This is a genomic window from Marinovum sp. (assembly GCF_034669705.1).
GTDB lineage: Bacteria > Pseudomonadota > Alphaproteobacteria > Rhodobacterales > Rhodobacteraceae > Marinovum.
On the sequence record NZ_JAXMOR010000025.1, the window covers coordinates 38,747 to 61,855 of the forward strand.

Annotated in this window: 23 protein-coding genes; 22 read left to right on the top strand and 1 reads right to left on the bottom strand. The window is 64.7% G+C overall.

What is annotated here, in order from left to right; genetic code table 11:
* Positions 1-21 precede the first annotated feature (21 nt).
* From VOI27_RS16405 to VOI27_RS16470, 14 genes are all read left to right on the top strand, one after another.
* Positions 22-1,209, top strand: coding sequence for a serine hydrolase domain-containing protein (locus VOI27_RS16405; protein WP_323766477.1), 1,188 nt, complete (start codon positions 22-24; stop codon positions 1,207-1,209).
* Positions 1,210-1,281: 72 nt separating this feature from the next.
* On the top strand, positions 1,282-1,608 hold the full coding sequence (locus VOI27_RS16410; protein WP_323766479.1) for a DUF1330 domain-containing protein: 327 nt from the start codon (positions 1,282-1,284) through the stop codon (positions 1,606-1,608).
* A gap of 130 nt (positions 1,609-1,738) precedes the next feature.
* Complete coding sequence (locus VOI27_RS16415) at positions 1,739-2,884, top strand: acyl-CoA dehydrogenase family protein (protein ID WP_323766480.1); 1,146 nt, start codon at positions 1,739-1,741, stop codon at positions 2,882-2,884.
* Between the two features lie 5 nt (positions 2,885-2,889).
* Positions 2,890-3,969, top strand: a complete 1,080-nt coding sequence (locus tag VOI27_RS16420) for an enoyl-CoA hydratase/isomerase family protein (protein WP_323766481.1) — start codon at positions 2,890-2,892, stop codon at positions 3,967-3,969.
* Entirely contained in the window at positions 3,966-4,856 is an 891-nt protein-coding gene (gene mmsB, locus VOI27_RS16425) for a 3-hydroxyisobutyrate dehydrogenase (RefSeq protein ID WP_323766484.1), read from the top strand. Before VOI27_RS16420 ends, mmsB begins: the two co-directional genes overlap by 4 nt.
* A gap of 316 nt (positions 4,857-5,172) precedes the next feature.
* Positions 5,173-5,805: an alpha/beta fold hydrolase gene (locus tag VOI27_RS16430; protein ID WP_323766486.1), complete on the top strand. Its 633-nt coding sequence runs from the start codon at positions 5,173-5,175 to the stop codon at positions 5,803-5,805.
* A gap of 431 nt (positions 5,806-6,236) precedes the next feature.
* Positions 6,237-7,271, top strand: coding sequence for a LacI family DNA-binding transcriptional regulator (locus tag VOI27_RS16435; RefSeq protein ID WP_323766487.1), 1,035 nt, complete (start codon positions 6,237-6,239; stop codon positions 7,269-7,271).
* 1 nt (position 7,272) lies between these two features.
* Positions 7,273-8,883, top strand: a complete 1,611-nt coding sequence (locus tag VOI27_RS16440; protein WP_323766488.1) for an FAD-dependent oxidoreductase — start codon at positions 7,273-7,275, stop codon at positions 8,881-8,883.
* Between the two features lie 34 nt (positions 8,884-8,917).
* Complete coding sequence (locus VOI27_RS16445) at positions 8,918-10,159, top strand: sugar ABC transporter substrate-binding protein (RefSeq protein WP_323766489.1); 1,242 nt, start codon at positions 8,918-8,920, stop codon at positions 10,157-10,159.
* Between the two features lie 9 nt (positions 10,160-10,168).
* A complete protein-coding gene (locus tag VOI27_RS16450; RefSeq protein WP_323766490.1) occupies positions 10,169-11,098 on the top strand; it encodes a sugar ABC transporter permease in 930 nt (309 codons plus the stop codon).
* Positions 11,088-11,930: a carbohydrate ABC transporter permease gene (locus VOI27_RS16455; protein ID WP_323766491.1), complete on the top strand. Its 843-nt coding sequence runs from the start codon at positions 11,088-11,090 to the stop codon at positions 11,928-11,930. Before VOI27_RS16450 ends, VOI27_RS16455 begins: the two co-directional genes overlap by 11 nt.
* Before the next feature lie 2 nt (positions 11,931-11,932).
* Positions 11,933-12,988: a sn-glycerol-3-phosphate ABC transporter ATP-binding protein UgpC gene (locus tag VOI27_RS16460; RefSeq protein WP_323766492.1), complete on the top strand. Its 1,056-nt coding sequence runs from the start codon at positions 11,933-11,935 to the stop codon at positions 12,986-12,988.
* 9 nt (positions 12,989-12,997) lie between these two features.
* The gene (locus VOI27_RS16465) at positions 12,998-14,002 is read left to right on the top strand and encodes a hydroxyacid dehydrogenase (RefSeq protein ID WP_323766493.1); all 1,005 of its coding nucleotides are present in this window, start codon (positions 12,998-13,000) and stop codon (positions 14,000-14,002) included.
* 18 nt (positions 14,003-14,020) lie between these two features.
* Complete coding sequence (locus VOI27_RS16470; RefSeq protein ID WP_323766494.1) at positions 14,021-14,704, top strand: ThuA domain-containing protein; 684 nt, start codon at positions 14,021-14,023, stop codon at positions 14,702-14,704.
* Positions 14,705-14,725: 21 nt separating this feature from the next.
* Here the strand turns inward: VOI27_RS16470 and VOI27_RS16475 are convergent, their stop codons facing one another.
* Positions 14,726-15,631: a LysR family transcriptional regulator gene (locus tag VOI27_RS16475; RefSeq protein ID WP_323766496.1), complete on the bottom strand. Its 906-nt coding sequence runs from the start codon at positions 15,629-15,631 to the stop codon at positions 14,726-14,728.
* 150 nt (positions 15,632-15,781) lie between these two features.
* On the opposite strand from VOI27_RS16475, the gene VOI27_RS16480 reads away from it, so the two are divergent.
* The 8 genes from VOI27_RS16480 (at position 15,782) to VOI27_RS16515 (ending at position 23,095) form a co-directional block, all read left to right on the top strand.
* On the top strand, positions 15,782-16,825 hold the full coding sequence (locus VOI27_RS16480; RefSeq protein WP_323766498.1) for an ABC transporter substrate-binding protein: 1,044 nt from the start codon (positions 15,782-15,784) through the stop codon (positions 16,823-16,825).
* A 7-nt stretch (positions 16,826-16,832) separates the two neighbouring features.
* Positions 16,833-17,645, top strand: coding sequence for an ABC transporter ATP-binding protein (locus VOI27_RS16485; protein ID WP_323766500.1), 813 nt, complete (start codon positions 16,833-16,835; stop codon positions 17,643-17,645).
* Positions 17,645-18,451, top strand: a complete 807-nt coding sequence (locus VOI27_RS16490) for an ABC transporter permease (RefSeq protein ID WP_323766502.1) — start codon at positions 17,645-17,647, stop codon at positions 18,449-18,451. The genes VOI27_RS16485 and VOI27_RS16490 overlap by 1 nt, the downstream gene beginning before the upstream one ends.
* A gap of 79 nt (positions 18,452-18,530) precedes the next feature.
* Positions 18,531-19,895: an FAD-dependent oxidoreductase gene (locus tag VOI27_RS16495; protein WP_323766504.1), complete on the top strand. Its 1,365-nt coding sequence runs from the start codon at positions 18,531-18,533 to the stop codon at positions 19,893-19,895.
* 9 nt (positions 19,896-19,904) lie between these two features.
* A complete protein-coding gene (locus VOI27_RS16500; RefSeq protein WP_323766506.1) occupies positions 19,905-21,071 on the top strand; it encodes a CoA transferase in 1,167 nt (388 codons plus the stop codon).
* Positions 21,068-21,844, top strand: coding sequence for an enoyl-CoA hydratase-related protein (locus VOI27_RS16505; RefSeq protein WP_323766508.1), 777 nt, complete (start codon positions 21,068-21,070; stop codon positions 21,842-21,844). The genes VOI27_RS16500 and VOI27_RS16505 overlap by 4 nt, the downstream gene beginning before the upstream one ends.
* A gap of 10 nt (positions 21,845-21,854) precedes the next feature.
* On the top strand, positions 21,855-22,199 hold the full coding sequence (locus tag VOI27_RS16510) for a ferredoxin family protein (RefSeq protein ID WP_323766510.1): 345 nt from the start codon (positions 21,855-21,857) through the stop codon (positions 22,197-22,199).
* An 11-nt stretch (positions 22,200-22,210) separates the two neighbouring features.
* The gene (locus tag VOI27_RS16515; RefSeq protein ID WP_323766512.1) at positions 22,211-23,095 is read left to right on the top strand and encodes a dihydrodipicolinate synthase family protein; all 885 of its coding nucleotides are present in this window, start codon (positions 22,211-22,213) and stop codon (positions 23,093-23,095) included.
* The last annotated feature ends 14 nt before the right edge of the window (positions 23,096-23,109 follow it).

The window sequence follows — 23,109 nt, forward strand, 5'->3', positions numbered from 1 at the left end:
CAATCATTGGGAGGAAATCCGATGGCACTGCAATTCGATGGCAATGCCATTCTGAACAATACCGTCTCGACCGAACCCGGCGTGCCCGGCGTGGTGGCAATGCTCACCGACCGCGGCGGAAATATCTTTGAGGGCGCCGCGGGCCTGCGCGAAACCGGCAAGCCGGACCCCATGGCGCTCGACACCGTCACGGCGCTGTTCTCGACCTCAAAGGCGATCACCAGCACGGCGGCGCTGCAACTGGTTGAGGACGGCACGCTCGACCTTGATGCGCCGGCAAGCCGCTACGCGCCAGACATCGGCAAACTCCAGGTCATGACCGGGTTCGACGATGCCGGAGATCCGATTCTCCGGGCGCCCAAACGCACGGTCACCACGCGCGATCTGCTGCTGCACCGGTCCGGCCTGTGCTATGAGTTCTTCAACGAAGACTATCTTCGACTTGCAACTGAGAAGGGGCAGCCCAGCGTCATCACCGGCACAAAGGCGGCGCTGATGTCTCCGCTGGCCTTCGATCCCGGCGAACGGTGGGAATACGGCTCCGGCATCGACTGGGCAGGGCAGGTGATCGAGGGCATCACCGGCAAGCGCCTGGGCGAAGTCATGCAATCACGGATCTTCGACCCCCTTGGCATCGAAGACATGACCTTCGAGCTGACCGATGCCATGCGGGCCCGCATGGCACAGGTGCATGCACGCGGCGAGGACGGATCGCTGACGCCGATGGGCTTCGAACTTCCCGATACGCCCGAGGTCCACATGGGCGGGCACGGTCTTTATGGTACGGTCGGCGACTACATGAAGTTTATCCGCATGTGGCTGAACGACGGTCAGGGCGATCACGGCCGGGTGCTGAAGCCGGAAACAATCGCCATGGCCGAACAGAACCACCTTGGCGATCTCAAGGTCGTCGGCTTGCCCGGTCAGGTGCCCGCACTGACCCATGACGCCGAGTTGTTTCCGGGGCTGTCGAAATCCTGGTCACTGGGTTTCATGATCAACGACGAAGAGGCGCCCACCGGCCGGCCCGCCGGTGCGCTGGGCTGGGCCGGGCTCGCGAACCTGTTCTACTGGATCGACCGCCAGAACGGGATCGGCGGCTTCTGGGCGACGCAGATCCTGCCGTTTGGCGATGTGCCTTCCTTCACCGGCTACCTCAACTTCGAAAGCGCGGCCTATTCGGCTCTGCGGATGGCGAAAGCCGCCTGAGACCCAGAGAACCAGTCGAAGGCGGCCCGCTGTCCTCGGCCCCCCCCCATACCTGAAGAACTGGAGAACCCAATGACTGTTTACCTTATTGGTGAGGTCAAGGTCACCGACCCCGCATGGATCCCTGACTATGCCGCCAAAGTTCACGACATCGCCGCGAAACATGGTGGAAAATACCTGTCGCGCAGTGGCAAGATCGACACCGTCGAAGGCACCCCCCTCGATGCCACAATCGTGGCCTTGGTCGAATTTCCCGACCGCGCGTCGCTCGATGGCTTCGCAAGCGATCCCGACTACGCGCCCTTTGCCGAAGCACGCCAAGCGGGCAGCGAAAGCAGGTTGTACGTGATCGACGACACCGACCTGGGTGGTGGCATTCCCTATCTCCCTGCAGGCTGACCGCCACCCCCCGGGCTCGGAAGCTCCTGCGCACCGATCTGCTCCCCGGTCGGTGCGCAGGATGTTCACGACACCACTCCGGCACGGCATCCACCCGTGCCGGCCGAACAAAACATAAGCAGGCAAGGCAATGATTGAGCTCACTCCTTCCGAAGACCAACTGGCCATCCGCGACATGGCCGCCGATTTCGCGGCAAAGGAACTGGCCCCGCACGCCGTCGAATGGGACGAAACCAAGCACTTCCCGACCGACGTTCTAGCGCAGGCCGGGGCACTGGGCTTCGGTGCGATCTATACCCGCGAGGATGTCGGAGGCACCGGATTGGGGCGCGTCGATTCCGCGCTGATCTTCGAGGCGTTGGCGACCGGCTGCCCGACGATCGCGGCCTATGTCTCTATCCACAACATGTGTTGCTGGATGATCGACCGCTACGGCTCCGAGACGCTGCGCGCGCAGTGGTGCCCGCGACTGGCAAGCATGGAAACGCTCGCCAGCTACTGCCTGACCGAACCCGGTGCCGGATCGGACGCCGCGGCGCTTGCAACGCGCGCGGTGCGCGACGGTGACGATTACATCCTGACCGGACGGAAACAGTTCATTTCCGGCGCGGGCACCTCCGAAGTCTATCTGGTCATGGCCCGCACCGGCGAGGCGGGGCCGGGTGGCATTTCCGCTTTCCTCGTCGAGAAGGACATGCCGGGGCTGAGCTTTGGCGCCAATGAGCACAAGATGGGCTGGAATGCCCAGCCGACGCGGTCGGTTGCGCTCGACAAGGTCCGGGTTCCCGCGGCAAACATGCTGGGCACCGAAGGGAGCGGTTTCAAGATCGCGCTTTCGGGGCTCAACGGTGGGCGCGTCAATATCGCCGCCTGTTCCCTGGGCGGCGCGCAGGCTGCAACCGACGCCACCCTGACCTATCTGCGCGACCGCAAGGCTTTCGGCAAGCCGCTGATCGAGCAACCGACGCTGCAACTCCGTCTGGCAGAGATGGCCACACGCCTCGAAGTGTCGCGCACCATTCTCTGGCGCGCTGCCGCCAGCCTCGATGCCGGTGCCGCCGACGCCACGACGCTTTGCGCCATGGCCAAGCAATTTGTGACTGACGCCTGTTTCGACGTCGCCAATGACGCTCTGCAACTGCACGGCGGCTACGGCTATCTGACGGAATACGGGATCGAAAAGACCGTGCGCGATCTGCGGGTGCATCAGATCCTCGAAGGGACAAATGAGATCATGCGCCTGATCGTGTCCCGGTCGGTCATTGCGCAAGGTTGAGTTCGATGACTGATCAACAGGTTCTTATTTCTCGACAGGGCAGCCTCGGACGTCTGCACCTGAACCGGCCCAAGGCGCTGAACAGCGTGACGCTGGCCATGATCCGCACACTGGACACGGGATTGACGAGGTTCGAAACCGATCCAAGCATAACCAGCGTGCTGATCACCGGTGAGGGCGCGCGTGGGCTCTGTGCCGGAGGCGATATCATCGCGCTCTACAAAGCTGCCAGTGATGACCATGACGCAGCTCTCAACTTCTGGGCCGAGGAATATCGGCTGAATGCACGCATCGCCCGTTTCCCCAAGCCCTACATCGCCTTCATGGACGGTATCACCATGGGCGGCGGGGTCGGCGTATCGGCGCACGGGCGTTTTCGTATCGTGACAGAGCGAACGCGACTGGCCATGCCAGAGACAGGCATCGGGCTTGTTCCGGATGTCGGAGGGTCATGGTTGCTGGGCCAGAACGCGCCGGGCGAATTGGGAACATACATCGGCCTGACCGGTTCCTTGCTCGGTGCCGGAGACGCAATCCATGCGGGGCTGGCGGATTGCTATATGCCAGCCGACAGGCTGGAGCAGCTTGTCACCGCTCTTGCCGCTATTCCCCCGGAGGCGGACAAGGCAGCGCTCGCAGACGCAATAGCGGGTCTGAGTGAACCGGCCCCCGCATCGACCCTGGCCGGACAGCGGGCCGCGATCGATGACGCCTTTGCCGCGCCAACCGTTGAGGACATCCTTGACGCGCTGGATCGCCAAGGCACCGTGTTTGCAACGGCGAACCGCGAGACCTTGTCTGCAAAATCGCCGACGGCCCTGAAAATGACTCTGATGCTGTTGCGTGAAGCCCGTCACAGCCAGACTCTCGAACAGTGCCTAAACCGGGAATTTGCTGCTGTCAGTCACCTGTTTTGCCAGCCGGATTTCCGTGAAGGCGTGCGCGCGGCGGTGATTGACAAGGACTGCAATCCCAAATGGCAACCCGACACACTCGCGAAAACGGCAGTGCCTGATCTCGCCGGCTTTGGCGATGGCAAAGCTCGTGTTTTCGCCACAAACAAGCTTGAAGAGGAAGCAAGATGACCCGCAAAATCGCCTTCATCGGCCTTGGCAACATGGGCGCGCCAATGGCGGGCAATCTGGTGAAAGCCGGACACGAGGTCTACGGCTTCGACCTCGCCGCGCCAGCCCGCGCAGATGCTGCTGCGCGCGGTGTGGCGGTATGTGATGCGGTTTCAGAGGCGATCAAAGGCGTAGAGGCTGTCATCACCATGTTGCCGAACGGAGCGCTTGTCAAAAAGGTCTGGACCGAGATCGCGGACCTTGTCCCGACCGGAACCGTCGTCATCGACTGCTCGACCATTGATGTCGACAGCGCAACGGCGGCCCACGGCCTGCTGACTGACAAGGGCTGTCTGACCCTGGATGCTCCGGTTTCGGGCGGAACCGGCGGAGCCGAAGCGGGAACGCTGACATTCATGGTGGGCGGTGCGCCAGAGGCACAAGATGTTGCGCAGGCCCTTCTCGCTCCGATGGCGGGGCGCATTGTGCCCTGTGGCGGTCCGGGCGCTGGGCAAGCCGCCAAGGTCTGCAACAACATGCTGCTGGGCATTTCGATGGTCGGCGCGGCCGAGGCCTTTGTCCTTGGCGAAAAGCTCGGCTTGGATCACCAGGCGTTGTTCGATGTGATCTCTACCTCGTCAGGCCAATGCTGGTCGGTCAACACCTATTGCCCGGTTCCCGGACCAGTGCCCACATCCCCTGCAAATGCCGCTTACAGGCCCGGTTTCGCCGCCTCGCTGATGCTGAAAGACCTGCGACTTGCGCAGGACGCCGCCCAATCGCGAGGGGCGCAGACCGTCTTGGGTGCAGACGCGGTCCAACTCTATGACGCCTTCGACAAGGCAGGGCATGGAGACATCGATTTCTCCGGCATCATTCAGTTTCTGCGGATGCAGGACAACGAGTGAGCTACTCCCCGAAATTCGGACACTGACATAAGCTACGATTTGCAGTCTGCTGTGAACCGCGCCGGGTTGGTACATTAATAGTGGGCGAGCCGGGAAGAACTTAGCTTTGTTACGGGAAAAGCACAGGGTTTTCAGAACTTGAAGATTCTGTAGGGCGCTGATATCGCGTGTTTTTATTTATCGCGAATATTTGCTTTGAGAAAAACTTGGTATGGTTCTACAGGGTGTGTGATCCGGGGCAGGTCTCCCGCGACGATCAGTATGGCTCAACATGCAGAGCGCCCGACGGGCGCCTTTGTCTTCTCCGGAGCACGCCATGAAATTCCTGATGAACGGCGACGCCCGTGGTCGCATGACCGTGCTACTGGCCCATGGTGCCGGCGCCGCGATGGATACGCCGTGGATGACCAAGGTCGCCGAGGCTCTGGCCGACGGGGGGCTTCGTGTCGCCCGCTTCGAGTTCAGCTACATGGCGGCCCGCCGCACCGGCGGCGCGAAACGCCCGCCAGCCAAGGCCGAGACCTATGTACCTGAGTACCTCGCCGCCATCGATGCGCTGTCGCGTGACGGTCCGCTGTTCATCGGCGGCAAGAGCATGGGTGGCCGGGTCGCCAGCCTCGCCGCCCAGGAGCTTTTCGATGCAGGTCGCATCAAGGGGCTGATCTGCCTCGGATTTCCGTTCCACCCGCCGAACAAGCCCGAGAAGACACGCTGCGCGCATCTCGCGGCAATCACCTGTCCCACGCTCATCTGTCAGGGCACCCGCGATCAGTTCGGAACCCGCGAGGAGGTTGAGGCCTATCCGCTCTCGTCCGCGGTCGAGATGTTCTGGTTGGAGGACGGCGACCACGACCTGAAGCCGCGCAAGCGGCTCACCGGGCAGAGCCTTGACGACCACCTCGGGTCAGTGGCGGCGCGGATTTGCTGCTGGAGTGCGGCGCAGGCGTGAGCGGCGGCGGACGGGCGATGAGACCCCTCAGATAGCGAAGGTGCCGGGCAGGGTTGCTTGGCCCATATTGTAATCCGCCCGCGCGTTCGGCGCGCGGTCCCAGACGGTCTGCCGCTTTGCAATAATCATGCTGCACTTGGCATTGGCCATGGCTTGGCTGGCCGCGAGAGGGGCTGCCGGGGACGGGCGACTGTCCGCTGAAATCGCGCCGGTATCTCATCAGCCCGGCTCCGAGGATCACGAACCGCACAATGGCGCCGAGGCCGAAAGCGCGGATCACAGGCGGCCAGGCGACGGACCGTTGGGCGGCGCTCGTGGCTCGGGATGACCGCGACATTCTGCTCGAGGACATCAGTGACGCGTTGCAGGTTGACAGGTCAGAATCATCGGTTATACGTATTAGCAGTTATACGAATAACCAGGAGCCTCGCATGGCCGGCCGACGACTGACACAGAAGGAGATCGCCAAGCGCGCCGGCGTCAGCCAGGCCTCGGTTTCCATCGTGCTCAACGGCGCCGAGCGGGACCGCAAGCGCATCCCGGACGAGACCCGCAAGCGGATCCAGAAGGTCATCAACGAGACCGGCTATGTCGCCGACCCGATCGCCCGTCGTATGGCCAAGGGTCGCAACAACATCCTCGGCGTCTTTACCTACGAACCGGCCTTTCCCCGGGCGCAGGCGGATTTCTTTGCGCCGTTCCTGTTTGGCATCGAGGCGGCGGCGCAGGAGCAGGGCTATGATCTGCTGCTGATGACCTCGGCCGAGCGCGACGCGAGCGGTGCCAAGCGCATTTTTGGCGAACCGAACCGGATGCGGATTGCCGATGGCTGCCTGCTGCTCGGCCGCAAGTTCGACAGCCGCGATCTTGCGCAGTTGGTGCAGGGCGATTTCGACTACATGGCCATCGGTCGCCGCGATGAGGCCGGCGGTCCGGTCGATTATGTCGGCGCCGACTACGCCGAGGCGACCCGGGCGCTGGTCGAACGCGCGCGGGGGCTCGGCCACAGTCGCTTTGCCTATGTCGGTCAGGACGGCGGGGCGGAATCCATCGCCGACCGCTGGACCGGATTCAACGCCGGGCTGGCGGAGGGCGGCAACCTGGCGCTGCATCTCCCCGAGGTCGGCCTGCCGGCGGAGCGCTTGATCGAAGAGGTGCGGGCCTCGGGCGCCAGTGTCGTCTTCTTCATCGAACTGGCCGATGCCATTCCCTTCAAGCGCGCCGTCACGGCGGCCGGGCTGCGCGTGCCCGGGGACCTCTCGATCGTCGTTCTGGGCAGCCACGTGCGGCCCGACGACACCGGCACCCGTTTTGCCACCTATGCCATCCCGCGCGAAGAGATGGCGCGCCGCGCCGCGACGGCGCTGATCGCCCGGCTCGAGGGGCGCGACTACGAGACGCAGACGCTTCTGTCCTGCGACCTGATCGAGGGCGAGACCCTCGGACCCATTAACGAAAGAGTGTGACGTGAAAGAACTGAAGACCGATATCGCGATCATCGGCGCCGGCGTCGGTGGTGTTGCCGCAGCCCTCGGCGCCCTGAGATCCGGCCGCAGCGTGGTGATGACCGAACCCTACGAGTGGATCGGCGGCCAGCTGACCAGCCAGGCCGTGCCCTCCGACGAACATTCCTGGATCGAGCAGTTCGGCGGCTCGCGCAGCTACCGCGAACTGCGGACCGCGATGCGCCAGTTCTACCGCGACCACTACCCGCTCACCGAGGGCGCGCGCGCCTGGGGTGATCTCAACCCCGGCGCCGGCTGGGTCAGCCGTCTCTGTGTCGAGCCGCGGGTGCCGGTGGCCGTCATGGAAGCCTGGCTGATGCCCTATATCGGGTCGGGCCGGCTGACGCTGCTGAAACCCTATGAGCCGGTCGCGGCCGAAATGGACGGCGACCGGGTGCGCGCGGTGACCGTGCAGCATGTGAATTCGGGCGCACAGGTGCAGATCGAGGCGGCCTATGTGATCGACGCCACCGAGCTGGGCGACCTGCTGCCGCTGACCAACACCGACTATGTCACCGGATTCGAGAGCCAGTCCGAGACCGGCGAGCCCAGCGCGCCGTCAGAGGCGCAGCCCGACAACCAGCAGGCGGTGTCGATCTGTTTCGCGGTCGATCATGTCGACGGCAACCACGTCATCGACAAACCCGCGAACTACGACTACTGGCGCAAGGTGCAACCCGAGTTCTGGGGCGGGCCGCTGATTGGCTTCAAGTCGCCCAACCCGCGTACGCTGGAAACCGCGACGCGCAGCTTTACCCCCAACCCCGGCGACAACCCGCTCGCGGTCGATGCCGACCAGCGCCGCAACCCGGGCGACGGCAACCTCTGGACCTTCCGGCGGATCGCCGCGCGCGACAATTTCGTGGGCGGTGCCTATGCCTCTGACGTCTGCCTCGTGAACTGGCCGATGATCGACTATTTCGAGCAGCCGATCATCGATTGCACCAAAGAGGAATACGACGCCCGCATCGCCCGCGCCGCAGAGCTGTCCTATTCCGTCTTCTACTGGCTGCAGACCGAGGCGCCGCGCGAGGATGGCGGTCAGGGCTTCCCCGGGTTGCGTCTGCGCGGCGATGTCACCGGCACCGAGCACGGGCTCGCCATGGCGCCCTATATCCGCGAGGCGCGGCGCATCAAGGCGGTCACCACCATCGTCGAGCAGGACCTCTCCTACGAGGTGCGCGGCGAGGCGGGGGCGGTGAACTATCGCGACAGCGTCGGCACCGGCATGTACCGGATCGACCTGCACCCCTCGACCGGCGGCGACAACTATATCGACGTGCCGTCCTGCCCCTTCGAGATCCCGCTGGGGGCGATGCTGCCCAAGGAACGCTCGAACCTGCTGCCCGCGGGCAAGAACATCGGCACCACCCATATCACCAACGGCTGCTACCGGCTGCACCCGGTGGAGTGGAACATCGGCGAGGTGGCGGGGCTTCTGGCGGCGCATTGCCTCAACGCGGGTACCGACCCGCATGCGGTGCAGGGCGACGACCCGAAACTCGCGGCCTTTCAGGAGCTTCTGCGCCAGCAGGGCGTCGACACCCGCTGGCCCGACATCCGCGGCTACTGACGCCAAACAACATTATTTTCAGGGAGGAAATACCATGATCCGACGGACACCCCTTGCCATTCTGGCAGCCACCACCGCGCTTGCGGGCGCGGCGCAGGCGCAGGACCTGCGCATGACGATCTGGAGCGCCAACGAGGCGCATCTGGCCGTCTTCAACGAGATCGCCGACAGCTTTACCGCCGACCGCCCCGACGTCAGCGTGACCTTCGAGTCGCTGCCGTTTGCCAGCTACACCACCACGCTCACCACCCAGATCGCCGGCGGCAACCCGCCGGATCTGGCCTGGATCCTCGAACGCACGGCGGCGGATTTCGTCAACTCCGGCATCCTCGCACCGCTGAACGAGGCCTTCACCAACACCGAGGGCTTCGACTACGGCGACATGATCGAGAAACCGACCGAGCTCTGGCGGGTCGACGGCGAGCTTTATGCCGTGCCGTTCTCGACCTCGCCGCTGGCGATCTTTGCCAATACCGACCTGATCGAGGCCGCCGGTGCCCGCACCCCGGCCGAGCTGATCGAGGCCGGCGAATGGACCTGGGAGAACGCCATGGCGACCGCCGCCAAGGTGGCCGAGGGCGAAAAGGACGGCATCATCGTCCGCGACTTCAACTACCAGACCTGGCAGAACCTCGCCGCCATCTGGCGCGGCTGGGACGCTGCGCCCTGGAGCGCTGACGGTGACACCTGCAGTTTTGCCGATGCCGAGATGGTCGAGGCGATGAGCTTCATCCACGGCGCGATCTTCGAGCAGGGCGCGATCCCCGGCCCGGGCGAAAGCGTCGACTTCTTTGCCGGTGACGCCGCCATGAGCATCACCCAGATCTCGCGCGCCTCGCTTCTGCCCAAGGGCGACGAGGCCTTTGCCTGGGATCTCGTTCCGCTGCCCGCTGGCCCCGCCGGCGACTATTCGGTGATCGGTCAGGCCGCCATCGGCGTGTTCGAGGACAGCGCGAACTCCGACCTCGCGGTCGAGTTCCTCGCCCATATGACCAACCCGGACAACTCCGCCAAGCTGGCGCAGTTTTTCCCGCCGATCCGCCAAAGCCTGCTCAATGCCGAGACGCTGGGCAACACCAACCCGCTGCTGACGCCCGAGATGATCGAAAGCGTCGTGGTGCAGGGCATCGCCAAGGGCGGCGTGCTGCCGGTGCATGAGGGCTATTCGGAAATCCAGCAACTGGTGCGCGCCGAGCTTGATGCGCTCTGGCAGCCGGATGCGGATGTCGAAGAGGTGCTGGGCGCGGTCTGCCGTTCGATCCAGCCGCTGCTGTAAGGAAACCCGATGACTGTCGTGGCCACCCAATCCGATCCACCCCGTCGCAAGCGCGTCTTCTGGACGATGGACCGCCGCGACAGTCTTGTCGGCTATCTCTTCATCGCGCCGCAGGTGCTGGGCATCTGCCTCTTCGTGCTGCTGCCGCTGGCGCTGGTGTTCTGGTACTCGCTGCACGAATGGAACGTGCTGGCGCGCACCTTCCGCTTTACCGGCACCGATAACTACCAGCGCCTGCTGGCCGATCCCGGTCTCGTCAAGGTGCTGGGGGCGACCGCGATCTTCTCGGTCCTCCTCGTCATCCTGAACATGTCGCTGGCGCTTCTGCTGGCGGTGCTGCTGAACCAGAAGCTGCGCGGCATTACCCTTTTCCGCACGCTGTTCTTTTCGCCCGTTGTCGTCTCGCTGGTCGCCTGGACCATCGTCTGGAGCTTCCTGCTGCAGAACAACGGCGGGCTGAACGGCATCCTTCAGGTGATGGGCATCGAGGGGCCGAACTGGCTGCGCAACCCGACCACGGCGATGATCTCGGTCGTGGTGGTGCAGGTGTTCAAGAACGTCGGGCTGAACATGATCCTGTTTCTCGCCGCCCTGCAGGGCGTGCCGAAAGAGCTTTACGAGGCCGCCCGGGTCGACGGCATCCCGGCCTTCGCCCAGTTCCGCCGCATCACCCTGCCGATGATCAGCCCGACGGTGCTCCTGACCTCGATCATCACCATCGTGGGCTCCCTGCAGGTCTTTGCCCAGATCGCGGTTCTCACCAAGGGGGGGCCGGGCATGTCGACCACGGTGCTGGTCTACTACCTCTATCAACAGGCTTTCGAGTTCCACAAGTTCGGCTATGGCGCCACCCTGTCGATCCTGCTGTTCGCGATCGTCGCGGTGCTGACCTTCGTGCAATGGCAGATGCGCAAGAGGATTGTCTTCTATGAAAAGTGATCTCTCTCCCCGGATGAAAGTGGCGGTCTACGGGCTGATGCTGATCTTGCTGATCCCCTTCGTCTTTCCGACCTGGTGGATGGTGACCTCTTCGGTCAAGCCGATCTCGGACATCTTCGCCTTTCCGCCCGAGATCATCCCGAGCCGCTTCGATTTCACCACCTATGCGCAGGCTTTCGAATTGCAGCCCTTTGCACAGCAATACTGGAATTCGGCCTATATCGCGGCCATCGTCACCGGCGGCACGCTGCTGTTCTCGGCGATGGCGGGCTATGCCTTTGCGCGGATCGATTTCCCCTTCGCCAATGCGCTCTTCATGGTGCTGCTGGTGGGGCTGCTGATCCCGTCGGAAGTCACCATCGTGCCGCTGTTCCAGATCTTCCTCGGCTGGGACATGATCAACACCCATTGGCCGCTGATCCTTGTGCCGATCTTCGGCGCGCCCTCGGTCTTTGCCACCTTCGTCATGCGGCAGTTCTTCATCGCGCTCCCGAAGGAGCTGGAAGAGGCCGCGCGGGTCGACGGGCTGGGCCGGTTCAAGATCTTCTGGACCATCGCCCTGCCGCTGTCGAAACCGGCGCTCGGTGCGGTGGCGATCTTCACCTTCCTGCATTCCTGGAACCTCTATCTCGAGCCGATCGTGTTCCTCTCGTCCCCCGAGAAGTTCACCCTGCCGCAGGCGCTGACCCAGTTCACCGACGCCTATGGCGGGGCGATGTGGAACATCCAGCTCGCCGCCGCGACGATGACCGCGATCCCTGTGCTCATCGTCTTTGTCATAGCCCAGCGCCAGTTCGTCGAAGGACTGGCCCACACCGGACTGAAAGGGTGAGCATGGCTCCCGTGACCTTCTCGAACGTGCAGAAATCCTATGGCGGCCATGGCGTGATCCATGGCGTCGATATCGACATTGCCGATGGCGAGTTCGTCGTGCTCGTCGGCCCTTCGGGCTGTGGCAAGTCCACGCTCTTGCGGATGCTGGCGGGGCTCGAGACCATCTCCGGCGGCGAGATCGCCATCGGCGACACCGTGGTCAACGATCTCGAGCCGAAACAGCGCGACATCGCCATGGTGTTCCAGAACTACGCGCTCTACCCGCATATGACGGTCGAGGAGAACATGGGCTTCTCGCTGCACCACCGCGGCGCCTCGAAACCCGAGATCAAGCAGCGGGTCGACTGGGCCGCCGGCATCCTCGGCCTTGATACCTATCTCCAGCGCCGCCCCGGCCAGCTGTCTGGCGGCCAGCGTCAGCGCGTTGCCATGGGGCGCGCCATCGTGCGCGACCCCAAGGTGTTCCTGTTCGACGAGCCGCTCAGCAATCTCGATGCCAAGCTCCGCGTCGTCATGCGCGGCGAGATCAAGGCGCTGCACCAGAAACTGAAGACCACGACGATCTATGTCACTCACGACCAGGTCGAGGCAATGACCATGGCCGACAAGATCGTGGTGCTGAACGGCGGCAAGATCGAGCAGATCGGCACCCCGCTCGAGCTTTACGACAACCCGGTCAACCAGTTCGTCGCCGCCTTCATCGGCTCGCCCTCGATGAACTTCATCGAAGGTCATGTGGAGGGTGCGCAGTTCGTCGCCGGCGCGGCGCAACTGCCGGCGCCCACCGCGCTGCCCAATGGCAAACCGGTGGTCTACGGCGTGCGGCCCGAACATTTCCGCCTCGACCCCGAGGGCAGCATTGCCGCCGAGGTGGTGGTGGTCGAGCCGATGGGCTCGGAGACCCAGGTGACCATGCAGATCGCCGGTCAGAACGTCTTCGGCATCTTCCGCGAGAGGGTTTCGGCCCGGCCCGGAGAGGTGCTGACCCTCGGCGTCGATCAGGCGCACACTCATCTCTTCGACGCAGGTTCCGGTCTGCGGCTCACGGCAGCCTGAGCGGCGGTGATGACGAAACCGACGCTGTTGTTTGCGATGGACCCGGGCCTGACCGAGCGGGTGCTGAGCGCCGATGCGCTGGCCCGGCTGGGTGCGGCCTGCGAGGTGCTCGATGTCACCCGCCACACCACGTGGGAGACCGCCGCGGCGCTGCTGCCACGGGCCGAGGTGCTGGTGACCGGCTGGGGCTGCCCGCCGATCAGCGCCGAGGTGCTGGACCGCGCGCCGCACCTGCGGTTGATCGCCCATACCGCCGGCTCGGTCAAACGCCTGCTGACCGATCCGGGCTTTTTCGACCGGGGCATCGCCGTGACCACCGCCGCCGATGCCAATGCGGTGCCGGTGGCGGAGTTCACCCTCGCCGCGATCCTGATGGCCAACAAGCAGGTGTTCCGCCTGCGCGAGCTCTACCGGCAGGGCCGCTCCCGCCGGCTGACCGATCCGCTGGCGGCCGGTCCGATCGGCAACCTTGGCGCGCGCGTCGGCCTGATCGGCGCCTCGCGCATCGGCCGGCTGGTGATCGAGAGGCTCAAGGGCTTCGACCTCGAGCTGCTGATCCACGATCCCTACCTCGCACCAGACGACCCGATCCTGGCGGAAGCCCGTCAGGTTGGTCTCGATGAGGCGATGCAGGCCGAGGTGGTCTCGCTGCATGCGCCGCTGCTCGACACCACCCGCGGCATGATCAGCGCGCGCGAACTGGCGCTGATGCGCGAGGGCGCCACCCTGATCAACACCGCCCGCGGTGCCATCGTCGATCAGGAGGCGCTGATCGCCGAGCTCAGCTCGGGAAGGCTGAACGCCGTGCTCGACGTGACCTTTCCCGAGGTGCCGGAACCGACCTCGCCGCTCTATGACCTGCCCAACGTCTTTCTCACCCCGCATGCCCCCGGGGCGCTGGGCACCGAACAGGCGCGCCTCGGCGATCTGGCCGCGGCTGAGGTGGCGCGGTTCTGCGCCGGTCAGCCGCTGCGCCACGCGCTCACCGCCGACGCCTACGCCCGCACCGCCTGACCGATAGGAGCCCGCCTCATGCCAGAGCCCAAGCCCCGCGCACTGATCGTCCATGGCGGGTTGGAGCTGCACCAGCCGCGACAGGGGGCCGAAAAGGTCGCCGACATGCTGACCGGCAGTGGCATGGATGTCACGGTGAGCGACGATGCCAACGCCCTCGTTGCACCCGATGTGGGGCAGATGGCGCTGGTGGTGCCGGTGATCACCGGCGGCACCATGCCGCGCGAGAAGATCACCCCGCTGCTCGATGCGCTGCGCAACGGCACCGGCATGGCGGGCTATCATCACTGCATGTCGACCACCTTTCGCGACGTGCCGCAATTTCGCTATGCCGCCGGCTGCACCTGGGTCGCCCATCCCGGCAACATCATGTGCTACCGTGTGCATGTCACCCAGCCCGACGATCCGATCATGGCCGGGATCACCGATTTCGACCATGTCTCGGAGCAATATTACATGCATTTCGATCCGGCGGTGGAGGTGCTGGCCGAGACCACCTTCTCTGGCGAGCATCATCCTTGGCGGACAAACATAACGATGCCGGTGACCTTCAAGACCCATTACGGGGCCGGGCGCATCTTCTTCACTGCGCTGGGCCATACCGCCGATGAGCTCGACCTGCCAGACCTGCGCCCGGTGCTGCACCGCGGCCTGCTCTGGGCTGCGGGGCAGGGCGAGGCGGCGCTGCGCGCCATCGGCTGACCGGCGGCCCGCCCGCGCTGGTCACGAATCCAGCCGCAATTGCCGGATCGCGCGGCCGATCACGTCGCACAGGTGACGCTTGGCCGGGTCGATGCCCTGCGTCGCCGAGACCAGCAGGCCGATCCGCATGTCGTTCAGCCCCTCCTGGATCAGCGGGATGAACTTCAGCTCGTCGGCCTCGATCTCCTTGATGAAGCCGATCTTGGTGTAAAGACCGATGCCGTGGTTATCGAGGATCATCTGCTTCGCCATGAACAGGGTATTGGTGAACATATGCGTCGACAGCGGCGAGGCGAGGGTCGAGACCACCTGATCGATGATCGAGTTGCGGCCGCGCGCGTCGATCGTGCGCACCAGCCGGTAACTGCTGATCTCCTCGATGGTGACGCTGTTGCGCTCGGCCAGCGGATGGTCACTGCGCATGATGACCCCGAAAGGGGCGGATTTCTCAGAGATCACCCGCACGTCGGGATGCAGGTCGAGCAGGAACGAGATGCCGACGTCGGTGTCGCCAGCGGCGACGGAATGCATCACCTCGTCGGGCTGCGCCGAGGTCACCGAGATCGAGATGTCGGGGAAGGACTGGCCGAACCTCTGCAGCGCCTGCGGCAGGATCCCGTAGGCCACTGAATCGATCGTCTCGATCCTGAGATGCCCGGTGCGCAGGTCGCGCAGATCATCGATCTCGATCTTGGCACGCTCGAAGTCATGCAGCGTCTTGCGGCAATGTTCGAGCAGGATGGCGCCGATGCTGGTCAGTTCCACGCCCTCTGGCGTGCGGTCGAAGATCGCGACGCCAAGCTGCTTTTCCACGCTGAGAATCTTGCGGTTCACCGAGGTCGACGAGACGTTCAGCAAGGTCGACGCCTTGCGGATCGATCCCTGCCTCGCGACTTCGTCAAAATATTTCAGGAAGTTGGAATGCATCGTCAGGCTCCACGCGGAAGGTGGTGCAGTTTTTGCACCGCCGTTGGACGGAATTGATCCTTCCTGCATCGCCAAAAACCGTCCTACTGTCAAATGAGAGCGCCATTCAAAGACTCTGCACACAAGATTTCGTCCAACAGGAGATCACCCATGACACGTTCCTCTCACCCCGGAATGAACCGCCGCGCGATGCTGAAATCGATGGGGGCCTTTGCCGGTGCCGCCACCGCCGGCACATTTGTCGGTATCGAAAAGGCCTTTGCGCAGGACACGTTCAACGTGACGCTGCAACTGGGCTGGCTGGCCAGCAACGGCATCCTGGGCGAGGTGGTCGCCGACAAGAAGGGCTTTTTCGCCGAGGAGGGGCTGAGCCTCGAAATCGTGCCGGGCGGGCCCAACGTCGACGGCGTGGCCTCGGTGGCCTCGGGCCGGGCCAACCTCGGGTCGATCTCGTCGAGCCCCTCGCTGATGCTGGCGCGCTCGGCCGGGCTGCCGGTCAAATGCATCGCCGCCGGCTATCAGGAGCATCCGTTCACCTATTTCTCGCTCAAGGACAACCCGGTCAACACGCCGCAGGACCTGATCGGCAAGAAGGTCGCGACCAACGGCACCGCGCGGATCCTGCTGCGCGCGCTGCTGGCCAAGAACGAGATCTCCGAGGAGGATGTCGAGGTCATGGTCATGGGCTCCGACATGGCGCCGCTGATGACCGGTCAGGTCGATGTGGTGACCGGCTGGAAGACCAACACCAGCGCCCTCGCGGTGCTGGGCGATCAACGCACCGACATGACGCTCTGGGACGCCGGCATCCAGCTTTATGCCAACCCCTACTACGTCACCGACAGCACGCTCAGCGAGCATCGCGAGCAGGTCAACGGCATGCTGCGCGCCATCGCCAAGGGCTGGGGCTATGTGCATGACAACCGCGAAGAGGCGGTCGATATTCTGGTCGAGCGCTATCCCAACATGGACCGCGAAAAGGAACTCGAGACCGTCGATCTCGTCGTCGACTATTCCTTCAACAAGGCAACGGCCGAGAATGGCTGGGGCACGATGACGCCCGAGAACTGGCAGGCCCAGATCGACATCTACGACCAGCTTGGCCAGTTCGAGAACGGCGCGCCGGCGTTGGAGGATGTCATGACCCTCTCGGTGCTCGATGCGACCGAGGCGTCGCGTCCGAACTATGGGTGATCCGGACATGCCATCGACAGCACAGCTCCACCCGGTGCCCCCGGTCGACAGACCGGCCGGTGCCATTGCCGCCTCGCTCACCGAGGCCACGGTCAGGTTCGGCGCCTTCACCGCCATCGACGGCCTGTCGGTCGATATCGAGGAGGGCGCCTTCTATACCATCCTCGGGCCTTCGGGCTGCGGCAAGTCGACCATGCTGCGGCTGGTCTCGGACCTGATCCCGGCCGCCTCCGGCGAGGTCTCGATCTTTGGCAAATCGACCGAGCAGGCGCGGCTGGCGCGCGAGTTTGCCTTCGTCTTCCAGGACGCCACGCTGCTGCCCTGGCGGTCGGCCCTCAAGAACGTCGAGCTGCCGCTCGAGATCGGGCGGCGGCGCGGCATCGACATCCCGGTGGGCGACAAGACCCCGCGCGAGTTGTTGAAACTGGTGGGCCTCGAAGGGCGCGAAGAAGCCCTTCCGCATGAGCTGTCTGGCGGCATGCGCCAGCGGGTGGCGATTGCCCGCGCGCTGGTGTGCCAGCCCAAGCTCCTGCTGATGGACGAACCCTTCGGCGCGCTCGACGAGATGACCCGCGATCACCTGAACCTGCAACTGCTGAAGATTTGGGAGGAAACCGGCGTCACCATCCTGTTCGTGACCCACTCGATCCCCGAAGCGGTGTTTCTGGGCCAGAAGGTGATGATGCTGCAGTCACACCCGGGGCGTCTGCGCGAGGTGGTCGAGATCGACTTGCCGAGCCCGCGCACCATCGACATGCGCGATACCCAGGACTTCACCCGCTATTCCGCCTATCTGCGCAAATTGCTGGAGACATGCTGATGGCCGCTCTTGAAAACATTCACGCCGCCGATCCCGCGGTCGATATCGAACGGGCCGCGGCGCGCCGCCAGAAGATGATCGCCATCGGCGTGCCGCTGGGCACTGCGGCGGGGTTGATCCTGTTGTGGCAGGTCGGGGTCCGGCTGTTCGCCGTGCCGACCTATATCGCGCCGGCGCCGTCTGACGTGGCCTATACGCTGGTCGACAAGTTCCCGATCCTGCTGGCCAACTTCTGGCCGACGCTGTTTGAGAGCCTGCTGGGCTTTTTCGTCGGCAATATCGCGGCGGTGCTGATTGCGGTGGCCTTTGTCCACAATCGCATGGTGGAACGGGCCTTCTTTCCGATTGCGGTCTTCGTCAACACCATCCCGATCCTCGCCATCGCGCCGATCCTGGTGCTGATCTTCGGTCCGGGCCTGACGGCCAAGGTGGTGATCGCGGCGCTGATCTGCTTTTTCCCGACGCTGGTCAACATGGTGCGCGGCCTGCAGGCGGTCAGCCCGCAGGCGCTGGAACTGGCCCGCATCCTGTCGGCCTCGAAATCCGAGATCTTCTGGAAGATCCGCCTGCCGTCCTCGCTGCCCTTCCTGTTCTCGGCGCTCAAGATCGCCGCGACCACCTGCGTCATCGGCGCGATTGTCGGCGAATGGGTCGGTGCGGATATGGGTCTTGGTGCGCTGATCATCGACGCCACCTTCAACTTCAATTCGCCCTTGCTCTACGCCACCGTCTTCATGTCGTCGGGATTGTCGGTGCTGCTCTTTGCCACCGTGTCGATCGTCGAGCGGATGGTCGTGCGCTGGTAATCTAAGCAACTCAGAAACAACAATATTCGCGCTGCCAAAGGCCCGAGGGTCCGGCCGCGCACCGAGAGGAGTATGTCTCATGACTGCGCAAATCAAAGAACACGTCCAGACCCGGGGCGCACAGGTTCCGGTGGTGGCCGACACGGATGTCGTCGTCATCGGCGCCGGCCCTGCGGGGGTTTCCGCCGCCGTCTCTGCCGCCCGCAACGGCTGTTCGGTCACCCTGCTGGAACGCTATCACCACCTCGGCGGCATGGCCTCTGGCGGCATGGTGCTGGTGCTCGACGACATGGTCAACGAAGGCAACGAGATCGTCACCACCGGCATCGTCGACGAATATGTCGACCGGATGGTCAAGCAGGACGGCGCGGTCTATCCGCCCTCCGAAGACTGCCTGACCAACTGGGAGATGTGGCAGAAGTGGTCGCGCTGGGGCTGCATCGATTTCCACAAGACCGGGATGCCGCAACCGATCATCCACGCCGTGGCCTTCGACCCCGATGCCTGGAAGCGGGTCAGCCTCGATCTGGTCAAGGAAGCAGGGATCAACCTGCGCCTGCACAGCTGGTTCTCCGAGGCGCTGGTCGAGGACAACCGCGTCACCGGGGTGATCTGCCAGACCAAGCTCGGCCGTCAGGCGATCCGCGCGAAGATGGTGATCGATGCCAGCGGCGATCTCGACGTCGCGGCCTCGGCCGGAGCCTCGTTCATCGACGGCCAGTTCATCGTGACCACCGTGTTCCGGCTCTGCGATGTCGATACCGACAAGGCCGAGGCGTTCGAGTACGCCAACCCCGAGGAATACAAGAAGCTCGACCGTCAGGCCCGGCGCATCATCGGCGGCGCCTGGGGCATGTGGTGGCTCAAGACGCCGCTGCCGGGGATCGTGTGGTGCAACTGTCCGCATATGCCGGGCTATGACGGCCTGTCGCCCGAGCACATGGTCGAGGCCGAATACGAGGGCCGGGCGCGGATGATGAACCTGCTGGCCTTTGCCCGCGACAATATCCCCGGTTTCGAGAACGCCAAGATGCTGGGCGCCGCCGAACAGATGGGCGTGCGCCAGACCCGGCTGCTGCAGGGCGAATACGTGGTCACCAAGGATGACGTCAAAAGCCGCCGTCACTTTGCCGACAGCGTCTGCCGGGGCCGCGATTACTATACGCCCTATCGCGCCCTGCTGCCCAAGGGGATCGACAACCTGATCGTCGCCGGCCGGCATTATTCGGTCGAGAGCGAGGCGCAGAAGATGTCGCGCGAAATCCCGCCGTGCATGTCGCAGGGCGAGGCCGCCGGCGTGGCCGTCGCGCTGGCGCTCAAAGAGAACAAGCCGCTGCGGGACGTCGATGCGAAACTGATCCAGCAACAGATGCGGGCGCAGGGCGCCGACCCGGGCGATGTGCCCTCGGCCAACGCCCTGATCGAAGAAACCGTGGACGCATAGGAGGCCCCGATGCAGCAGAACACTTACCCCCTCGACGGCATTCGGGTGATCGATTTCACCCAGGTGATGCTTGGCCCCTGTGCCACCCAGATGCTTGCCGATTTCGGCGCCGACGTGATCAAGATCGAGCGCCCCGGCGCCGGCGACCTGTCGCGCGGCTTCTATGGCGAGAAAACCGAAGAGGCGCTGAACAACGCCGTCTTCGCCTCACTCAACCGCAACAAGCGCTCGGTCGAGATCGACACCAAGTCGCCAGAGGGCAAGCAGATGGTCTATGACCTTGTCCGCGAGGCCGATGTCGTGGTCGACAACTTCCGCGCCGGCGTCATGGACCGGCTGGGCTTTGGCTACGAGGCGCTGAAAGCGATCAACCCCGGCATCATCTGCGCCTCCGGCACCGGCTACGGCGAGACCGGACCCTATGCCCACAAGGGCGGTCAGGACGTGCTGGCGCAGGCGATGAGCGGCGTGATGGAAAAGACCTCGGATCCGTCGATCCCCAAGTCGATCTATCCCACGACGCTGTGCGACTACACCGCCGGGATGCACCTTGTGCAGGGCGTGCTTGCGGCGCTGCTGGCGCGCGCCAAGTCGGGGCTCGGCCAGAAAGTCAGCGTCTCGCTCTACGACTCGATGATCGCCATGCAGATGCAGGAGGCCGCGCAGTGGAGCAAGCACCGCGAGGTGCTCAACTGGGCCGCGATGCCGCTGACCGGGGTGTTCGACACCACCGACGGCGCGCTGGTGGTGGTGGGTGCCTTCAAGGTGAACCCCCTGCAGGACATCTGCGCCGCGCTCGGGATTGATGATCTGTCGCCGGAGTATCCCAACCTTGCCGCGCAGCGGGCCAACAAACCCTATCTGCAGGGCATCTTCCGCGACCACTTTGCCAGCAACACCACCGCCTACTGGCTCGAGCGGCTGGAGGCGCGCGATCTGCTCTGCGCCCCGGTGCGGCCGCTGAACGAGGCGCTCGAGGATCCGCAGACCGCGATCAACGGCATGCTTCTCGATATCGATCACCCGGTTCTGGGCGAGTTGCAGCTGGTTGGCTGTCCGGTGCATCTGAGCGATGTGCCGGTCACCGTCCGCCACATGCCGCCGCGCCTTGGCGAACATACCGAAGAGGTCATCCGCCAGTTCGGTCTGAAGGAAAAGGAAAGGGCCGCGGGATGAGCGTGCGCTTTACCGTCAAGGACCACGTGGCGCGCGTCACCATCGACCGGCCCGACCGGATGAACGCGATGGACGGCGCCACCCAGACCCGGCTGGCCGAGATCTGGGACGAGATCGAGGCGACCCCCGCGATCCGCTGCGTGGTGCTGACCGGCAGCGGCGACCGGGCGTTTTCGGCCGGGGCCGACCTCAAGGACGACAGCGGCATGTCCGGCGTCGACTACTGGAAGGACATCAGCGCGACCGGTTTTCGCCGGCTCGCGCTGCGCGGCACCCTGACCACACCGGTCATCGCCCGGGTCAACGGTCTGGCGCTGGGCGGCGGGCTCGAGATGGCGATGGGCTGCGATATCATCATCGCCGCCGAGACCGCGCGTTTTGGCCTGCCGGAGGCCAAAGTCGGGCGGCTGCCGCTCGACGGCGGCATGGTCACCCTGCCGCGGCTGATCCCGCGCACCATCGCGGTCGGCATGATGATGACGGGCCGGATGCATTCGGCCGCCCAGATGGCGGCCCACGGGCTGGTCAATGCGGTGGTGCCGGCAGCGGCGCTGGATGACGAGGTTGACCGTTGGGTCGCGGACATCCTTGCTGCCGCGCCGCTCAGCCTCAAGGCGATCAAGGCCACCGTGCGCCAGACCGCCGAGATGCCGGTGCATGACGCCTACAGCCATGAGACTCCAGAGCTGATCGCCGCGCTCGGCTCGGAAGATGCCGGCGAAGGCGTGGCCGCGTTCCGTGAAAAGCGCGCCCCGGTCTGGCGCGGCAAGTGAGGAGGAGCCCATGGCATTGATCATCACGAGTGCCTGCATCGACGTGAAGGACGGGATCTGCACAACCTCCTGTCCGGTCGACTGCATCTACGAAGGTGAGCGGATGTTCTATATCCATCCCACCGAGTGCATCGAATGCGGCATGTGCGAGAGCATCTGCCCGGTGGATGCGATCCGCTATGATGACGAGGCCGAGGGCGCCGACGCGCGGTTTGTGCAGATCAACGCCGAGGTCTTTCACGACGCCTCCGGCGAGATCGAGGAACCCGGCGGGTGGTACAAGGGGGCGGAGCCGATCAAGGATCATCCCGAGGTCGCCGCCCACAAGCTGCCCGAACCCGAAACACAAGACTGAAGAGGTTATCGATGCAAGGTATCATTGCCGCCGTGCCCACGCCGGTGAACGCCACTGGCGTGCCGCAGAAAGCGCCGTTTCTCGAACATGGCCGCTGGGCGCTGGCCAACGGCTGCGACGGGCTCAACGTGCTGGGTTCGACCGGAGAGGCCAACTCGTTCGACAGTGCCACCCGCAAGCAGGTGATGGGCTGGGCCGCCAAGGCCTTTGCGCCCGACAGTCTGATGGTCGGCACCGGCACGCCCTCGCTGGCCGAGACCGTGGCGCTGACCCGTCATGCCGACGATCTGGGCTACCGCGTGGCGCTGGTGCTGCCGCCCTACTACTACAAGCCCGCCAGCGACGACGGGCTGTTTCGCTGGTACGAGGCGCTGCATCAGGCGCTGGGCGCGTGCCGGATCGGGATCTACTTCTACAACTTCCCGCAGATGACCGGCATCACCCTCCCGCCCGCCGTGATCGCACGGCTGCGGCAGACCTACCCAGAGCGGTTCACCGGCATCAAGGACAGTTCCGGCGATCTCGACTATTGCCGGCGGCTCAGCGCGGACCTGCCGGGCTTCGCGGTGTTCCCGAGCTCCGAGACCTCGCTGGCCGAAGCCGCGACGGCGGGCTTTGCCGGCTGCATCTCGGCCACGGTCAACCAGACCGCGCCGCTCTGTGCCCGGGTCTGGGCCGCGCGGCAGGCGCCCGATGCGGCGCTGCTCGACAGGATCGGCGCCCTGCGCGGCGCCATCGCCGGCGCGCCGCTGATCCCGGCGGTGAAATACCTCGTCGGGTGCCGCAGCGGCCACGCGGACTGGGCCCACACCCTGCCGCCCTTCACGCCCTTGACCGAGGCACAGACCGCGCGGCTGGAGCAGCTCGACCTCCCGTCGCCGGCGCTGGCCGACTGAAACCAAAAGAAAGA

Bases quoted from the DNA above. Each gene is read 5' to 3' on its own strand.
- VOI27_RS16405 (WP_323766477.1), top strand. From the start codon at position 22: ATGGCACTGCAATTCGATGGCAATGCCATTCTGAACAATACCGTCTCG.
- VOI27_RS16410 (WP_323766479.1), top strand. From the start codon at position 1,282: ATGACTGTTTACCTTATTGGTGAGGTCAAGGTCACCGACCCCGCATGG.
- VOI27_RS16415 (WP_323766480.1), top strand. From the start codon at position 1,739: ATGATTGAGCTCACTCCTTCCGAAGACCAACTGGCCATCCGCGACATG.
- VOI27_RS16420 (WP_323766481.1), top strand. From the start codon at position 2,890: ATGACTGATCAACAGGTTCTTATTTCTCGACAGGGCAGCCTCGGACGT.
- mmsB (WP_323766484.1), top strand. From the start codon at position 3,966: ATGACCCGCAAAATCGCCTTCATCGGCCTTGGCAACATGGGCGCGCCA.
- VOI27_RS16430 (WP_323766486.1), top strand. From the start codon at position 5,173: ATGAAATTCCTGATGAACGGCGACGCCCGTGGTCGCATGACCGTGCTA.
- VOI27_RS16435 (WP_323766487.1), top strand. From the start codon at position 6,237: ATGGCCGGCCGACGACTGACACAGAAGGAGATCGCCAAGCGCGCCGGC.
- VOI27_RS16445 (WP_323766489.1), top strand. From the start codon at position 8,918: ATGATCCGACGGACACCCCTTGCCATTCTGGCAGCCACCACCGCGCTT.
- VOI27_RS16450 (WP_323766490.1), top strand. From the start codon at position 10,169: ATGACTGTCGTGGCCACCCAATCCGATCCACCCCGTCGCAAGCGCGTC.
- VOI27_RS16455 (WP_323766491.1), top strand. From the start codon at position 11,088: ATGAAAAGTGATCTCTCTCCCCGGATGAAAGTGGCGGTCTACGGGCTG.
- VOI27_RS16460 (WP_323766492.1), top strand. From the start codon at position 11,933: ATGGCTCCCGTGACCTTCTCGAACGTGCAGAAATCCTATGGCGGCCAT.
- VOI27_RS16465 (WP_323766493.1), top strand. From the start codon at position 12,998: ATGACGAAACCGACGCTGTTGTTTGCGATGGACCCGGGCCTGACCGAG.
- VOI27_RS16470 (WP_323766494.1), top strand. From the start codon at position 14,021: ATGCCAGAGCCCAAGCCCCGCGCACTGATCGTCCATGGCGGGTTGGAG.
- VOI27_RS16475 (WP_323766496.1), bottom strand. From the start codon at position 15,631: ATGCATTCCAACTTCCTGAAATATTTTGACGAAGTCGCGAGGCAGGGA.
- VOI27_RS16480 (WP_323766498.1), top strand. From the start codon at position 15,782: ATGACACGTTCCTCTCACCCCGGAATGAACCGCCGCGCGATGCTGAAA.
- VOI27_RS16485 (WP_323766500.1), top strand. From the start codon at position 16,833: ATGCCATCGACAGCACAGCTCCACCCGGTGCCCCCGGTCGACAGACCG.
- VOI27_RS16490 (WP_323766502.1), top strand. From the start codon at position 17,645: ATGGCCGCTCTTGAAAACATTCACGCCGCCGATCCCGCGGTCGATATC.
- VOI27_RS16495 (WP_323766504.1), top strand. From the start codon at position 18,531: ATGACTGCGCAAATCAAAGAACACGTCCAGACCCGGGGCGCACAGGTT.
- VOI27_RS16500 (WP_323766506.1), top strand. From the start codon at position 19,905: ATGCAGCAGAACACTTACCCCCTCGACGGCATTCGGGTGATCGATTTC.
- VOI27_RS16505 (WP_323766508.1), top strand. From the start codon at position 21,068: ATGAGCGTGCGCTTTACCGTCAAGGACCACGTGGCGCGCGTCACCATC.
- VOI27_RS16510 (WP_323766510.1), top strand. From the start codon at position 21,855: ATGGCATTGATCATCACGAGTGCCTGCATCGACGTGAAGGACGGGATC.
- VOI27_RS16515 (WP_323766512.1), top strand. From the start codon at position 22,211: ATGCAAGGTATCATTGCCGCCGTGCCCACGCCGGTGAACGCCACTGGC.